This is a genomic window from Terrabacter sp. RAF57, assembly GCF_052113925.1.
Taxonomy (GTDB): Bacteria; Actinomycetota; Actinomycetes; order Actinomycetales; family Dermatophilaceae; genus Terrabacter.
Map to the genome: position 1 here is coordinate 17,524 of NZ_JBFRDT010000029.1, position 14,713 is coordinate 32,236.

Annotated in this window: 13 protein-coding genes; 6 read left to right on the forward strand and 7 right to left on the reverse strand. The window is 72.5% G+C overall.

The features are described from left to right. Positions 1-29: 29 nt before the first annotated feature. Both AB4Y83_RS21035 and AB4Y83_RS21040 read right to left on the reverse strand, forming a co-directional pair. Entirely contained in the window at positions 30-815 is a 786-nt protein-coding gene (locus AB4Y83_RS21035) for a hypothetical protein (RefSeq protein ID WP_442298064.1), read from the reverse strand. Next, complete coding sequence (locus tag AB4Y83_RS21040; protein WP_442275888.1) at positions 812-2,059, reverse strand: hypothetical protein; 1,248 nt, start codon at positions 2,057-2,059, stop codon at positions 812-814. The genes AB4Y83_RS21035 and AB4Y83_RS21040 overlap by 4 nt, the downstream gene beginning before the upstream one ends. 141 nt (positions 2,060-2,200) lie before the next feature. Here AB4Y83_RS21040 and AB4Y83_RS21045 point away from each other — a divergent pair, with 141 nt between their 5' ends. After that, positions 2,201-3,337 (forward strand): DmpA family aminopeptidase, encoded by a 1,137-nt coding sequence (locus AB4Y83_RS21045; RefSeq protein WP_442275887.1) that lies wholly within the window; start codon positions 2,201-2,203, stop codon positions 3,335-3,337. A gap of 81 nt (positions 3,338-3,418) precedes the next feature. Here AB4Y83_RS21045 and gcvT read toward each other — a convergent pair whose 3' ends face one another. Next, entirely contained in the window at positions 3,419-4,537 is a 1,119-nt protein-coding gene (gcvT, locus tag AB4Y83_RS21050; protein WP_442275886.1) for a glycine cleavage system aminomethyltransferase GcvT, read from the reverse strand. A gap of 184 nt (positions 4,538-4,721) precedes the next feature. Between gcvT and AB4Y83_RS21055 the strand changes: the two genes are divergently transcribed. After that, positions 4,722-6,191, forward strand: coding sequence for a leucyl aminopeptidase (locus AB4Y83_RS21055; RefSeq protein ID WP_442298065.1), 1,470 nt, complete (start codon positions 4,722-4,724; stop codon positions 6,189-6,191). A gap of 63 nt (positions 6,192-6,254) precedes the next feature. Here AB4Y83_RS21055 and AB4Y83_RS21060 read toward each other — a convergent pair whose 3' ends face one another. Then, positions 6,255-6,443 carry a DUF5302 domain-containing protein gene (locus AB4Y83_RS21060; protein ID WP_020145427.1) on the reverse strand — a complete coding sequence of 63 codons (189 nt, stop codon included), beginning with the start codon at positions 6,441-6,443 and terminating at the stop codon, positions 6,255-6,257. Between the two features lie 133 nt (positions 6,444-6,576). Then, a complete protein-coding gene (locus tag AB4Y83_RS21065) occupies positions 6,577-6,924 on the reverse strand; it encodes a hypothetical protein (protein ID WP_442275884.1) in 348 nt (115 codons plus the stop codon). A 201-nt stretch (positions 6,925-7,125) separates the two neighbouring features. Here AB4Y83_RS21065 and lpdA point away from each other — a divergent pair, with 201 nt between their 5' ends. From lpdA to AB4Y83_RS21080, 3 genes are read left to right on the forward strand one after another with little or no spacing between them, the layout of a single operon-like run. After that, complete coding sequence (gene lpdA / locus AB4Y83_RS21070; RefSeq protein ID WP_442275883.1) at positions 7,126-8,505, forward strand: dihydrolipoyl dehydrogenase; 1,380 nt, start codon at positions 7,126-7,128, stop codon at positions 8,503-8,505. Between the two features lie 31 nt (positions 8,506-8,536). Then, complete coding sequence (gene sucB, locus AB4Y83_RS21075) at positions 8,537-10,378, forward strand: 2-oxoglutarate dehydrogenase, E2 component, dihydrolipoamide succinyltransferase (protein WP_442298066.1); 1,842 nt, start codon at positions 8,537-8,539, stop codon at positions 10,376-10,378. 24 nt (positions 10,379-10,402) lie between these two features. Then, positions 10,403-11,311: a TIGR01777 family oxidoreductase gene (locus AB4Y83_RS21080; protein WP_442298067.1), complete on the forward strand. Its 909-nt coding sequence runs from the start codon at positions 10,403-10,405 to the stop codon at positions 11,309-11,311. Here AB4Y83_RS21080 and AB4Y83_RS21085 read toward each other — a convergent pair. Both AB4Y83_RS21085 and AB4Y83_RS21090 read right to left on the reverse strand, forming a co-directional pair. After that, entirely contained in the window at positions 11,289-12,806 is a 1,518-nt protein-coding gene (locus AB4Y83_RS21085; RefSeq protein ID WP_442298068.1) for a serine/threonine-protein kinase, read from the reverse strand. The two genes, AB4Y83_RS21080 and AB4Y83_RS21085, sit on opposite strands and share 23 nt — an antisense overlap. A gap of 124 nt (positions 12,807-12,930) precedes the next feature. Next, a complete protein-coding gene (locus AB4Y83_RS21090; RefSeq protein WP_442275879.1) occupies positions 12,931-13,998 on the reverse strand; it encodes a Gfo/Idh/MocA family protein in 1,068 nt (355 codons plus the stop codon). Positions 13,999-14,034: 36 nt separating this feature from the next. Here AB4Y83_RS21090 and lipB point away from each other — a divergent pair, with 36 nt between their 5' ends. After that, the gene (lipB, locus tag AB4Y83_RS21095; protein ID WP_442275878.1) at positions 14,035-14,694 is read left to right on the forward strand and encodes a lipoyl(octanoyl) transferase LipB; all 660 of its coding nucleotides are present in this window, start codon (positions 14,035-14,037) and stop codon (positions 14,692-14,694) included. Positions 14,695-14,713 lie beyond the last annotated feature (19 nt).

Sequence of the window (14,713 nt, forward strand, 5' to 3'; positions counted from 1 at the left end):
CCTCTCGACGGTTGACGAGGGCCGGTCGGTCAGCGGCGGAGACGTGCTGCGACGGGTCCTGGCAGCCGGCTGCGCCAGTCGGTCTTGGGCGACTCGCGCCGCACCTCGGCGATGCGCTCGCGACGGGCGCGTTCGACCGCCGGGGACTCGAGCGCGGGCCACGGCTCGGACCTCTGGGTCGCCCGGGCCAGCACGAGGTCGGCCAGCTCCGGGTTCAGCGCCAGCAGCGGGCCGTGCAGACGAGTGCCGAGGATCGACCCGGCGAGGACACCCTCGGTCGTGCCACCGACGGCGTCCTCGGTGCGGTTGCCCGACCCGGCCTCGAGCGTGAAGAGGGCGCGCGCGCCGTCCTCGCGGACCGTGCGCAGGTCGTTGGCCTCCCAGCCGATGAGGGCGGGCAGGTCGAGAGAGGCATCCGGTCGGGTCACGACGGTGCCGGTGACCTCGGGAGCCGAGTGGATGCTGACCGGCGCGAGACCAAGGCCCTGGTGCCGCGCACCGGCCGGGTCGACCCACGAGCGAGCGATCGCGTCGAGACCGGCGTCGACGGCGAGCAGCACCGCGCCGTCCGAGACCCGTGCCGCCAGGTCGGTCGAGGTGAGCGCCTCGACGAGCGCCGCCACGCCGCCACGTCCGGTGCCGCCGACGAGGTAGACGTCGGCGTCGACGAAGGAGTCGGCCCGGTCGACCGTGACGGTCTCGACCGACAGGTCACGGGCGGCCCCGCGGCGCACGAGCGCGCTCGCGTTGGCCTCGTCGGCCGCGGCGACCGTGGCGAGCGGGAAGAGCGTGGCCACGGTGAGTGCCCTGCTCAATGGGTGCCTCCTCGGAACTGCTTGGAGATGCGGCGGAAGGCCGGGTAGTTGCAGGCCACCATCACCTCGCCCGGTGCGTGCGCGCGAACGGCCGACTCGATGTCGGGGGCCTCGACGACGTCGGCGCCGGCCGCGTCGAGGATCGCCACCGCGTCCGCCGTGCGCCCGCCCGTGACGGCGACACGCTCGCCGGCGAGGCGCTGGAACGGCGCTTCCCACATCGTGGCGGTGTCCTTGGGTCCGAAGGGGTCGACGGCCACGACGAGCGGCCGGTCGGTCGAGACGGCGACGTCGATCGCCTCGGCCCACCCGGCGGGGTTCTTGAGCATGAGCAGGCGCGCGGCGTGGTCGCCGAGGCGGTAGGGCGCGTAGCGTCCGTCGACGTCGGCGACGGCGCTGACCCGCTCGGCGGCCTCGGCCACGTCGACGCCGAGGGCGTCGGCGGCCGCGAGGGCGAAGGCGCCACCCACCGGGCCGGTGCGGCCGGGCACCGTGACCTCGATCCGGGTGCGCTCCCCCGCGTGCTCGACGGCCCAGCCGTCCCCGTCGGGCACGACCTTCCAGTCGGGCTCGGGCCGCGAACGCCGGCAGCCGGGGCAGCTCCACGAGTCGTCGGTGAAGTCCTGGACCGAGCCGCAGGCCGGGCAGATGAGGGCGTCACCGCGCCAGTAGAGACCGCCGCTGACGCCGATGCGGTGCGGCGCGGTCTCGAAGGCCCAGCTGACGAGCGGGTCGTCGACGTTGACGATGGCGACGCAGTCGTCGGGCAAGGCGGCGGCGGTGCGGCGCCAGTGCTCGAGCGTGCTCCTGAGCGAGACGCCGCGGGTGTACTCGCGCGAGCTGTTGAGCACGACGACCGCCTTGGGCCGGGTGCCGCGTGCGACGGGCTCGAGGTAGACCTCGTCGACCTCGAGGGCTGCGAGCCCGGACGTGCGGTCGGCCGAGAGGGCGGTGACGATGCCATCGGTCATGTTGGCGCCGGTCGTGTTGCTCACGACCGCGCCGCCGGGCGTGATCGCCGCAGCGACGAGGGCCGTCACGGTGCTCTTGCCGTTCGTCCCGGTGACGAGGACGCTGCGCCGGTCACCGGCCACGGCGCGGAGCACCTGCGGGTCGACGCGGAGGGCGAGGCGGCCACCGATCATGGAGCCGGAGCCCTTGCCGAGGGCCTGCGAGAGCCGTCCCGCCGACCGTCCCGTGGCCAGCGCCAGGCGGGCGCGGAGCGGATCGCGTGCGTCAGACAAAAGCGGTTACCCTTCTCGACATCGTGGGTCGCGCCGCTCGGCAGCGAGGGGCGACCGCTCGGTGACATGCCAGATCGACAAGCCAGATCGTAGCCGCAGCACCGGTTCTCCCGGTCCGCGGGTGGACGAGGAGGAGACCGCGTGCGAGCCACCGATGTCGGGATCGAGATCGGGACGGGGCACTCGGGTCCACTCAACGCGATCACCGACGTCGAGGGCGTCCGGGTCGGCTACAGCACGATCGTCCACGGTGAGGGCGAGATGACGGTCGGGCAGGGCCCGGTGCGCACCGGCGTCACCGTCGTGCTCCCCCACGGCGGCCGCGCCTCCACCGAGCCGGTCTTCGCCGGCTACCACCGGCTCAACGGGTTCGGCGAGCTGACCGGCCTCGAGTGGCTGCACGAGTCGGGCATGCTCTCGAGCCCCATCGCCCTGACCAACACCGACAGCGTCGGGGTCGTGCGCGACTCCCTCATCGCCCGCGAGACCCGCGTGCCCGGGCGGATGCCGATCATGCTGCCGGTCGTCGGCGAGACGTGGGACGGCATCCTCAACGACATCAGCGGACAGCACGTCACCCGCGAGCACGTCCATGCCGCCTTCGACGACGCGCGAACGGGCGTCATCGCGGAGGGCAACGTCGGCGGTGGCACGGGCACGCAGTGCTACGGCTTCAAGGGCGGCACCGGCACGGCCTCGCGGGTCGTCGACCTCGGCGACCGCCACTTCACGGTCGGCGTCCTCGTCCAGGCCAACCACGGCGATCGCAAGCACTTCGAGGTCAACGGCGTGCCGATCGGGCACGTGCTGACGAAGAAGGTCGTGCCCTTCCCGCGCATGTCCGAGATCACCCGGGTGCCGCCGCCGGGCACCGGGTCGGTGCTCGCCGTCGTCGCGACGGACGCGCCCCTGCTCCCCCACCAGCTCAATCGGCTCGCCCAGCGAGCCGGGCTCGGCATCGCGAAGTTCGGCGCCCGCGGTGACAACTACTCCGGCGACCTCATGATCGCCTTCTCGACGGCCGCGCACGGGATGCCCGACCAGGGCCCCGGCGCCCGCACCGAGATCGGCATGCAGGTCGAGATGCTCGCCCTCGAGTACTTCGACGCGATGTTCGGAGCCGTCATCGAGGCCACGGCCGAGGCCATCCTCAACGCGATGCTCCAGGCCGAGACGATGGAGGGCCGCGACGGACTGACGATCCACGCCCTCGACGGCGAACGACTGGCGAGCATCCTCGACCGCCACGGCAGGCGCCGCTTCTCGCTGCGCGAGTAGCGACTGACCAGCCCCGCTCACGACGTGTGCCGGGTGGCGCACTGACCGCGCCACCCGGCATACGTCGTCGGTGAAGGGGACTCAGCCCTCGCGGACCTGCACCTGGACGAACGGCGGCTTGACCACGGTGGCCTCGAGGGCACGGCCGCGCACGTCGATGGACACCGTCTCGCCGTCGGCGATCTCGGGGTTCAGCAGCGCCAGCGCGATGCCCTGCTTGAGCGTGGGCGAGAAGGTGCCGGAGGTGACCTCGCCGGCTGCCGCGCCGTTCCACGAGACGGTGCAGTGCGCCCGCGGGATGCCGCGGCCGGTCACGAGCAGGCCCCGCATGAGGCGCGTCGGGTTGGCCCGCTCGGCCTCGAGGGCCTGCTTGCCCCAGAAGGTGTCCTTCTTCCAGCCCACGGCCCAGCCGGCGCGAGCCTGGACGGGTGAGATCTGCAGCGACAGGTCCTGTCCGTGCAGCGGGTAGCCCATCTCGGTGCGGAGCGTGTCGCGCGCACCGAGGCCGCACGGCTTGCCGTCGAACGGCTCGAGCGCCGCCACGAGGGCGTCCCAGAGCGCCGGGGCGTCGTCCCAGCGCGGGACGAGCTCGTAGCCGCGCTCCCCGGTGTAGCCGGTGCGGCAGACGATGACGGGCCGGCCCTGCCAGTCCGCCTCGACGAAGGACATGTAGTCGTGGCCGGTCGGCAGCCCCAGGGACTCGAGCACCTCGTCGCTCTTCGTGCCCTGGACGGCGATGACGCCGTAGTCGCGGTGCAGGTTCGTGACGGTGATGCCCTCCGGCGCGGCGGCCTGCAGGCGGCGCACGACCTCGGCGGTGTTGGCCGCGTTGGGGATGAGGAAGACGTCGTCGTCGGACTTGAGGTAGACGATGAGGTCGTCGACGACGCCGCCCGCGTCGTCGCAGCACAGGGTGTACTGCGCCGAGCCCGGCTGGATGCGGCGCACGTCGTTGGTCAGGCACGCGTTGACGAAGTCGGCCGCGCCGGGACCCGTCACCGAGGCCTTGCCGAGGTGGCTCACGTCGAACACGCCGACGCGCTCGCGCACCGCGGTGTGCTCGGCGACGACGCCGCCGCCGGGGTACTCGATCGGCATGTCCCAGCCACCGAAGTCGGCCATCTTCGCGCCGAGGGCGACGTGGCGGTCGTGCAGGGGTGAGGTCAGCGGGGAGGTCGTCCCCGACGTCGCTGTCGTCATGGGCGCCAACCTACCGCCCGGCGGGTGTGCCGCCTCCGCTCGTTATCATCGAACGCCGCCACCCGCGGCGGTGTCGTGAAGCCGACCGGCGCACGAAACCGTGCACCGGCGACGCACCACCGACGCACCCCTCATGACGTGCTCCGACTGTGCGCCCGTCAGCACCTCGACAAAGGAGTCCTTCGTGGCCAACCTGACCATCTCGAACCGCTCGGCCGCCGACACGGCCGGCGACGCGCTCGTCGTCGCGCTCGTCCCCGGTGACGGCGGTGCCGCTCTGGCGCCCGGCCACGGACTTCCCCGCAAGACCGTCGCCCACCTCAAGTCCGTCGTCACCGACCTCGAGCTCGCCGGCAAGGTCGGCGAGGTCACGACCCTCGCGGCCGTGCCGGAGGTCGCCGCCACGCTCGTCGTGCTCGCCGGTGTCGGCGAGCTGTCCGGCGACGCGTCCGCCCTCGAGGACGTCCGCAAGGGCTTCGGTGGCGCGATCCGCAGCCTGAGCCGCAAGAAGAAGGTCGCGGTCGTCGTGCCCGGCACGTCCGTCGAGATCGTCTCCGCCGTCGCCGAGGGCGTGGCCCTCGGGGCGTATGCCGTGTCCAAGGCGGGGACGCGCAGCACCGATGCCGTCGACGCGGTCGCCCTCGTCGGCCCGGCCGACGCCGCCTCGCGTCGCGCGGTCAAGCGCGCTGCCGCGCTCGGCGAGGCCGTCGCCTACACGCGCGACCTCGTCAACCTCCCGCCGAACCTGCTCTACCCGGAGACCTTCGTCGACTCGCTCGCCGACCGCGTCAAGGGCACCAAGGTCAAGCTCAAGTCCTACGACATGAAGGCGCTCCGGGCCGGCGGTTTCGGGGGCACCGTGGGCGTCGGCCAGGGCTCGGCCAACGAGCCGCGGATCGCCGTCCTCAGCTACACCCCGACGCGTCCCAAGGCGTCCATCGCCTTCGTCGGCAAGGGCATCACCTTCGACTCGGGCGGCCTCTGCATCAAGCCGGCCAACGGGATGCTGACGATGAAGTGCGACATGGCTGGAGCGGCCGCCGTCGCCGGTGCCGTCCTCGCCATCGCCGAGCTCGGTCTCCCGATCGCCGTCACCGGCTACCTCGGCCTGGCCGAGAACATGCCGAGCTCCACGGCCCAGCGGCCGAGCGACGTCGTGACGATGCGTGGCGGGACGACCGTCGAGGTGCTCAACACCGACGCCGAGGGCCGCATGGTCCTCGGTGACTGCATCGCCCTGGCCTCGGAGACCAAGCCCGACGCCATCGTCGACATCGCGACCCTCACCGGTGCGCAGGTCGTCGCGCTCGCCAACACGGCCGCCGTCATGGGCAACGACGACGACTTCCGCACCCGGGTCCTCGACGCTGCGTCGACGGTCGGCGAGGCCATGTGGCCGATGCCGCTGCCGACCGAGCTGCGTCCGGGCCTCGACTCGATCAACGCCGATCTCGCGCACAAGGGCGGCGCCGAGGGCGGCATGCTGACCGCCGGCATCTTCCTCGGCGAGTTCGTCGGCGAGGGCATCCCGTGGAGCCACCTCGACATCGCCGGACCGGCCTACAACGACAAGGCACCGACGGGCTACTGGCCCAAGGGCGGCACCGGCTTCGKGGTGCGCACCCTCGTGGGGCTCGCCGAGTCCTACGTCTGACGCCGACGTGCGAGAGGCCCCGTTCCGTGACGGAACGGGGCCTCTCGGCGTGTGCGGCTGGGGTCAGCCGCCGGACTTGCGACGGAACATCTGCTGGGCCTTGGCGGGGCCGTGTGCACCGTGCACCTTGGTGCGGTCGTGGTCGTCGGAGACGTCCTTGCCACCGTGGGCGTGCTTCTTGTCGAGGGCCGCACGGAACTTGGCCTTCATCTCCTCGCTGGGACCGCTGGATTCGCCATCCTGCTTCGACATTCGAGAACCTCCTGTGTGCTGTGGCGCCGAATCCGGCACGGACTGAACGCTTTTCACCCTGTCAGCGAACCGGGACCCGGTCCACCCCTTTTGCCCGGCAACCGACCACGAGGTCGTATGCCGTGTCGCCGGGTCAGGCGTCACCCTGACGTCGGCGCTTGCTCCACTCGCGCATCCGGTTGGGATAGCCCGTCTTGTTGACGTCGTAGACCGGGACGCCGAGCTTCTGGCTGATCTCGAAGCCGTCCTTGGGCGAGGGCACGGCGCGACGCGTCCACTCCCCGTCCCACGCGATGAGCACGATGGTCGTGGGGCTGACGCTCGTGGCGGGCTCGACGTAGGCCTCGACACCGAGCCGGGACTCGACGAACGCGCGCAGGTGCTGGTCGACCGCCTTCCGGTCGATCTCCATCTGCGGCCCGTCGGACCGGCCGGGGAAGGGATTGCCCTTGCGGCTGCCGCGTCGTGAGAACCAGCCCATGGCGGCACTGTACGGGGTCGACCCGTGCTCACCACCACAGCGCGCCGGGAGGCGTGACCTGCCTGTGACGTCTCATCCGATCAATGACAAGATGCTCTTGCACGCCCACCCGTACGCCCACCCACGCGTACGCCAGAACGTCCGCGGACTCCTGCTGCACGACGGCGGGAGCAGGCGATTCACCCGAAGGAGCACATGCACATGCCGGCTGGTGCCGCAGGCGACTACGACGTCGTCATTCTCGGTGGAGGGTCCGGCGGCTACGCCTGTGCCCTGCGGTCGGCAGAGCTGGGGCTCTCCGTGGCACTCGTGGAGAAGGGGCGTCTGGGCGGCACGTGCCTGCACCAGGGCTGCATCCCGACCAAGGCGCTGCTCCACGCCGCCGAGGTTGCCGACGTCGCCCGCGAGGGTGCGAGCTTCGGGGTGAAGACGACCTTCGAGTCCGTCGACATGTCGGGCGTCAACGCCTACAAGGACGGCGTCATCAGCCGCCTCTACAAGGGACTCCAGGGTCTCGTGAAGGCCGCGAAGATCGACTACGTCGAGGGGTCGGGCGTCCTCGACGGGCCCCACACCGTCGTCGTCGGCGACCGCCGCATCACCGGTCGCAACGTCGTGCTCGCCACCGGCAGCTATGCGAAGTCGCTCCCGGGGCTCGAGATCGGCGGCCGCATCATGACGAGCGAGCAGGCCCTCGCCATCGACCACGTGCCGGCCCGGGTCGTGGTGCTTGGTGGCGGTGTCATCGGCGTCGAGTTCGCCTCCGTCTTCAAGAGCTTCGGCTCCGAGGTGACGATCGTCGAGGCGCTCCCGCGTCTCGTCGCGGCCGAGGACGAAGCCATCAGCAAGCAGCTCGAACGCTCCTTCCGCAAGCGCAAGATCGCCTTCAAGACCGGTGTGCGCTTCGCCGGCGCGACCCAGCAGGGCGACGTGGTCACGGTGTCGCTCGAGTCGGGCGAGACCATCGAGGCCGACCTGCTCCTCGTCGCGGTCGGGCGCGGCCCGGTCACCGAGGGCCTGGGCTACGAAGACGCCGGCGTCACCGTCGACCGCGGCTTCGTGCCCACCGACGAGCGGCTGCGCACCAGCGCCGCGGGCGTCTACGCCGTCGGTGACATCGTGCCCGGCCTCCAGCTCGCGCACCGCGGCTTCGCCCAGGGCATCTTCGTCGCCGAGGAGATCGCAGGCCTCGCTCCCGCTGCCATCGACGAGATGGGCATCCCCCGCGTCACGTACTGCGACCCCGAGATCGCGAGCGTCGGACTCACCGAGGTCCAGGCCCGCGAGAAGCACGGTGACGTCGCGACGTACGAGTACAACCTCGGCGGCAACGGCAAGTCCCAGATCCTCGGCACCCAGGGCTTCGTCAAGCTCGTGCGGCAGGTCGACGGACCCGTCGTCGGCGTCCACATGATCGGCGCCCGGATGGGCGAGCAGATCGGCGAGGCACAGCTCATCGTCAACTGGGAGGCGCACCCGGAGGACGTCGCCGGTCTCATCCACGCGCACCCCACACAGAACGAGGCGCTCGGCGAGGCACACTTGGCCTTGGCGGGTAAGCCCCTGCACGCACACGCTTGAGCCAGAAACTGGGAAGAGGAGAAAACACGTCATGTCAGAACGCGTGACCATGCCGGCCCTGGGTGAGTCAGTCACCGAGGGGACCGTCACCCGCTGGCTGAAGAACGTCGGTGACCGCGTCGAGGTCGACGAGCCGCTGCTCGAGGTCTCGACCGACAAGGTCGACACCGAGATCCCCTCCCCTGTGGCGGGCACCCTCCAGGAGATCCTCGCCCAGGAGGACGACACCGTCCCCGTCGGCGCCGATCTCGCCGTCATCGGCGACGGCGAGGCTCCCGCGTCCGGTGGCGACGCCCCGGCCGCGGAGCAGGCCCCCGAGCCCGAGCAGGCCGCCCCGGCACCCGAGGCCCCGAGCACCGAGCAGGAGCCGCAGGCCGCGACCAGCGAGCCCGAGGCCGAGCAGGCCGAGGCGCCCCAGGCTGCTGCGTCGTCGTCCGGTGGTGGCGACGGCCAGACCGTGACCATGCCGGCGCTCGGCGAGTCCGTGACCGAGGGCACCGTCACCCGCTGGCTGAAGTCCGAGGGCGACGAGGTCGCCGTCGACGAGCCGCTCCTCGAGGTCTCGACCGACAAGGTCGACACCGAGATCCCGTCGCCGGTCGCCGGCACCCTGACCAAGATCCTCGTCCAGGAGGACGACACCGTGCCGGTGGGTGCCGACCTCGCCGTCATCGGCGGTGGTGCGGCCGCCGCGGCCACCGAGCCCGCCAAGGCACCCGAGCCCGAGCCGGAGAAGGCACCGGAGCCGGAGCCCGAGCCGGAGAAGGCACCGGAACCCGCCGCCGAGGCACCGAAGGCTCCGGCCCAGGAGCAGCCGGAGGAGGCGACGCAGGAGGCTGCCGGCAAGCCGGCCGACGCCGAGCGCGCCCCCGCCCAGCAGTCCCCCGAGGCCGCCGCACCGACGGCATCGGCTGCGACTCCGTCGCGCGACGACGCCGCCGCCTACGTCACGCCGCTCGTGCGCAAGCTCGCGAACCAGCACGGTGTCGACCTCGGGTCGATCACCGGCACGGGCGTCGGCGGTCGCATCCGCAAGCAGGACGTGCTCGACGCCGCCGAGGCCGCGAAGGCCCCGGCTCCCGCCCCGGCAGCCCCGGCTGCCGCGCCCGCCGCCCCCGCGGCATCCGCTCCGTCGGGTGCCTCGTCCGCTGCGGCGGCGGTCTCGCCGAAGCGCGGCACGCGCGAGAAGATGACGCGCCTGCGCAAGGTCATCGCGACCCGCATGGTCGAGTCGCTCCAGGTCTCGGCCCAGCTGACGACCGTCGTCGAGGTCGACCTCACGAAGGTGGCCCGCCTGCGCGCCAAGGTCAAGAGCGACTTCGAGGCACGGGAGGGCACGAAGCTCAGCTTCCTGCCGTTCCTCGCCCTCGCCGCCACCGAGGCGCTCAAGGCGCACCCGATGGTCAACGCGAGCATCGACGGCGACGAGGTCGTCTACCACGGCAGCGAGAACCTCTCGATCGCCGTCGACACCGAGAAGGGCCTCATCGTCCCGGTCGTCAAGAACGCCGGTGACCTCAACATCGCCGGCCTCGCCCGGGCGATCGCCGACGTCGCTGCGCGCACGCGCAGCAACAAGATCACGCCCGACGACCTGGCCGGTGGCACCTTCACCATCACCAACACCGGCAGCCGCGGCGCGCTCTTCGACACGCCGATCATCAACCAGCCGCAGGTCGCCATCCTCGGCACCGGCGCGATCGTCAAGCGGCCCGTCGTCGTCACCGACGCCGACGGCGGCGAGACCATCGCGATCCGCTCGATGATGTACCTCGCGCTGTCCTACGACCACCGCATCGTCGACGGGGCCGACGCCGCTCGGTTCCTCGGCACGATGAAGGCCAGGCTCGAAGAGGGCCAGTTCGAGGCCTGAGGTCGCCTGCATGAGGAGCACCCCATGACGAAGCGCGTCGCCGTCACCGGCTCGTCCGGCCTGATCGGCGGCGCGCTTCGTCGTGCGCTCGCCGAACGCGGCGACGAGGTCGTGCGCCTCGTGCGCCACACCACCTCCGCCCCGGACGAGGTCCAGTGGGACCCCAGCCGTGGCCGTATCGACGAGCGGGCGCTCGACGGGGTCGACGCGGTCGTCAACCTCGCCGGCGTCGGCATCGGCGACCGACGGTGGAACCCCGAGCACAAGCGCGAGGTCGAGCGCTCGCGCACGGACGCGACCGGCACGGTGGCCCAAGCCCTGGTCGCCCACCGCGACCGCACCGGCGAGGCCATCCGTCTCGTCAACGCGTCGGCCGTCGGCTACTACGGTGACCGGGGCGAGGAGCACCTGCCCGAGACGAGCGAGCCGGGACAGGACTTCCTCTCCGGCGTCGTCGTGCGGTGGGAGGGCGCAGCGCAGCCGGCTGTCGACGCGGGTCTCCCCGTCGCCTTCGTCCGCACCGGGCTCGTCATGGCTCCGGAGGGCGGCGCTTTCGAGCAGGTCGTCCTGCTCGGACGTCTCGGCCTCGGCGGCCCGATGGGGTCGGGGCGCGAGTGGTGGCCGTGGATCACCCTCGTCGACGAGGTCCGCGCGATCCTGCACCTCGTCGACCATCCGGAGCTCGCCGGCCCGTTCAACCTCGTCGCGCCCGGGGTCGCCCGACAGGGTGAGATCGCGTCGGCCATCGGTTCGGCGCTGTCACGCCCGGCCTTCGTCCCCGCACCCCGCTTCGCCCTGCGCGCCGTCATCGGCGAGTTCGCCGACTACGTCGTCGCGAGCCAGCGGGYCGAGCCCGAGGCCCTGCTCGCCTCCGGCTTCACCTTCGAGCACCCCGACCTCGACGGGGCCGTCAGGTGGCTGGTGAAGCGCTGATCGCGCTGATCCGCCACCCCTCGGACCCGCGCACGAGCCGGAAGTCGAGCTGACGGCCGGCGTCCGCCGGTCTCACGAGCCGTGCACCACCCCCGCTGACGACGACGTATGCCGTCCAGTCGACCCGGGCGCGCACGACCGCCTCCGTGGGTGACCCCGTCACGAAGGCCGCTTCGGCGACCTCGAGCCGCAGCCCCTCCCAGCGCGCCCGGGCGTCGACGAGCCCCGAGACCAGGGCCCGGTCGCTGGACAGGCTCGGTGAGCCGGGCGCGTGGACCCGGGCCAGTGCCGTCGCGTCCCGCCCGACGAGGGCGGCCGACCGCCGGTCGCTCAGGGCCTGCATCACGTCCTCCGGCCGCGCCGAGGGGCTCGTGGCGTCCCGCAGCACCCGGTCCGCCGCGCTGTCGCCCGGAGCCTGCGATGCCGTCGGAACCGCCGGTGTCGTCGGCGTCGACGAGGTCGACGAGGTCGACGAGGTCGACGAGGTCGAGGCTGGCGTCGGCGTCGCGGGATCCCGGGCCGCCCACGCCCACCCCGCGGCGGCCACCAGCGGCACCGCGACGAGCGCCGCCGTGACGGCCCGGCGAGGCCACCTGCGGAAGTCCTGCTCTGCGGGTGCCGGCTCGCGCCCGGCCTCGGCCCGGAGCCGGTGGGTCAGTGCCGAGGCCTGGTCGGCCCCGACGACGACCTCGACGGGCTCGGCCGGGACGGCGTCGTAGACGAGGCCGGCCAGCTCGGCCGCACGCGGACGTCGGGTCGGGTCGGGGTCGATGGCCGCCGCGACGACGGCGGCGAGCTCGGGACCGACGTGGCTGACGATGATCTCCTCGTCGAGCCGCACCATCGTGTCCGGCGCTCCGTTGCCGGTGAGGCAGAACCACGCGACGGCGCCGAGGGCGTACACGTCGGAGGACTCGTCCGGCGCCGCGCCGAGGAGCACCTCGGGAGCGATGTATCCGGTCGTGCCGTGCACGGCGCCGGGCTCGCGCCCGGGCACGCGCACGGCGCCGAGGTCGAGCAGGACGGGGCGTCCGTCGGAGGTCAGGGTGACGTTGGACGGGGAGATGTCGGCGTGCACCCCGCCCGCCGCGTGGAGGTGGGCGACGGCCTCGCAGACCGGAGTCAGGACGGTGACGACCTCGCCCGCGCGCAGGTGTCCGCGACTGCGCACCATCGCGGACAGCGTTGCCCCGGTGACGAGGTCGAAGACGAGGGCCTCGCGACCGTCGGCGAGCGGCACGACCGACCGGAGCGGCACGAGGTGGTCGTGCTGCACGGCCAGCAGCACCTGCTGCTCGGCGAGTGACTGCTGCCGGTCGAGCTCGTCGCGGACGAGGTGCGGCACCTTGATCGCCACCCGACGCCCCGTCGCGTCGACCCCCGACCACACGACCGCCGAACCGCCCGTCCCGATGACGGCGTCGACACGGTGCCCCGGCACGTGGGGACGCTCCGGCGGCTGCTCCGGTCGCTTCTCTCGCTCGTGCTCGGTCACCCGACCATGCAAGCAGCGCCGCGCCGGGCCGCGGGCGCGTCGTCCACAGCGTTCCGACGAGGACCGCACCCGACGACGGACCGGGTCACCCGGCATCCACCCGCGGTCGGTGTCGGGCCCGCCCTCAGGGGGTCTGGCCGGGCGTCACGACGTCGACGACCCTGCGGTCCCGGGCGCTGGTCCGTGCGGCGTCGACGACGGCGAGGACGTGCACGGCATCGCGCGGGTCGACCGGCATCGTCGCCTGCGGGTCCGACGAGACGAGGGCGGCCGCGACGGCCCGGTAGAAGTTCGCCTGGTCGGCGTCGGTCACGACGGGTCCCCGCTCGCGCTCGTCACCGCGCACGATCCAGCCGATGGCGTCCCCGTCGTTCTCGAACTCGGTGAACGCGCTGACGTCGTCGACCTGGCGGCCGATGACGAAGGAGCCCGCCGAGCCGTTGACGCGGGCGCGAGGGCCGGGAGCCCCGTTGACCGAGCTCGACATGACGTGGCTGACGACCCCCGAGGTGTGCCGGCACGCGAGGAAGGTGTCGTCGTCGGCGACCGTCGTGCGGGAGTCGACCTCGGCATAGACCGACTCGACCTCACCGTGCAGGAGCACCGCCTGGTCGACGAGGTGGGTCTGCAGGTCGAGGAGCAGACCGCCGCCCTCCGCGGCGGTGACCTGCTCGCGCCACCTCTGCTTGGGCACGGGACGCCAACGGTCCCAACGGTATTCAGCCCTCCAGATGTCACCGACGAGATCGTCGTCGCGCACGATGCGCAGCGCGGCCAGCTCGGGGTCGAAGCGCCGGTTGTTGAAGACCGTGAGGGGCACGCCGTGGTGGGCGGCGAGGTCGACGACGTCGAGGGCACGGCTCGCGTCCACGGCGAGCGGCTTGTCGACGACGAGCGGGATGCCCGCCTCGATGACGCGCTCGGCCTGCTCGGCGTGCACGCCGCTCGGTGACGCGAGGACGACGAGGTCGAGGCCGTCGATCCCGAGGAGCGTCTCGAGGTCGGGGACGACCTCGGCGCCCGGGAGGTCGGCCCGCACCTCGTCGGCACGGGTCGCGTTCGACGTCGAGACGGCTGCCACCGTGAGCCCCGCGCGCCCGATGAGCGGTGCGTGGATGCCCCGGCCGGCCGAGCCGTAGCCGACGAGTCCGACACGCAGCGGGGTGGGCGGGGACGGCTCGGTGGCAGGCATTCCGGCATCGTATGCCGCCCGGCGTAGGGTGGCCGCATGCGCTTCGTCCACCTCGGTCTCGACCCCGACTTCGTCGACTACGAGCAGGCGTGGCAGGTCCAGCGCGACACCCACGCGAAGGTCGTCGCGGGCGAGGAGCCCGACACCGTCTACCTTCTCGAGCACCGCGTCGTCTACACCGCGGGCAAGCGCACCGAGCCGCAGGAGCGCCCCAACGACGGCACGCCCGTCATCGACGTCGACCGCGGCGGCAAGATCACCTGGCACGGTCCGGGCCAGATCACCGGCTACCCGATCGTCCGGCTCCCCGCGCCCATCGACGTCGTCGGCTACGTCCGGCACATCGAGGAGATGATGATCCGCGTCTGCGCCGACTTCGGCGTCGAGGCCGGTCGCGTCGAGGGCGAGAGCGGCACGTGGATCGCCGCCGACGACCGCGGCCCGCGCCGCAAGATCGGTGCCATCGGCATCCGGGTCAGCCGCCAGGTCGCCATGCACGGCTTCGCCCTCAACTGCAACCCCGACCTGTCGTGGGGCGAGGTCATCATCCCGTGCGGCATCGTCGGTGCCGGGGTCACGTCCCTGTCGTTCGAGCTCGGGCGCGACGTGCCGGTCACCGAGGTGCTCCCCAACGTCGAGAAGCACCTCGCCGACATCCTCCCGGCTCTCCGGCCGAACCGCCGCGCGCTCGCCTGACCCGTCCGGGCCGAACCGG

Coding starts and splice junctions, on each gene's coding strand:
- gcvT (WP_442275886.1), bottom strand. CDS start 4,537: ATGACGACAGCGACGTCGGGGACGACCTCCCCGCTGACCTCACCCCTG.
- lpdA (WP_442275883.1), top strand. CDS start 7,126: ATGCCGGCTGGTGCCGCAGGCGACTACGACGTCGTCATTCTCGGTGGA.
- AB4Y83_RS21090 (WP_442275879.1), bottom strand. CDS start 13,998: ATGCCTGCCACCGAGCCGTCCCCGCCCACCCCGCTGCGTGTCGGACTC.
- AB4Y83_RS21065 (WP_442275884.1), bottom strand. CDS start 6,924: ATGGGCTGGTTCTCACGACGCGGCAGCCGCAAGGGCAATCCCTTCCCC.
- sucB (WP_442298066.1), top strand. CDS start 8,537: ATGTCAGAACGCGTGACCATGCCGGCCCTGGGTGAGTCAGTCACCGAG.
- lipB (WP_442275878.1), top strand. CDS start 14,035: ATGCGCTTCGTCCACCTCGGTCTCGACCCCGACTTCGTCGACTACGAG.
- AB4Y83_RS21060 (WP_020145427.1), bottom strand. CDS start 6,443: ATGTCGAAGCAGGATGGCGAATCCAGCGGTCCCAGCGAGGAGATGAAG.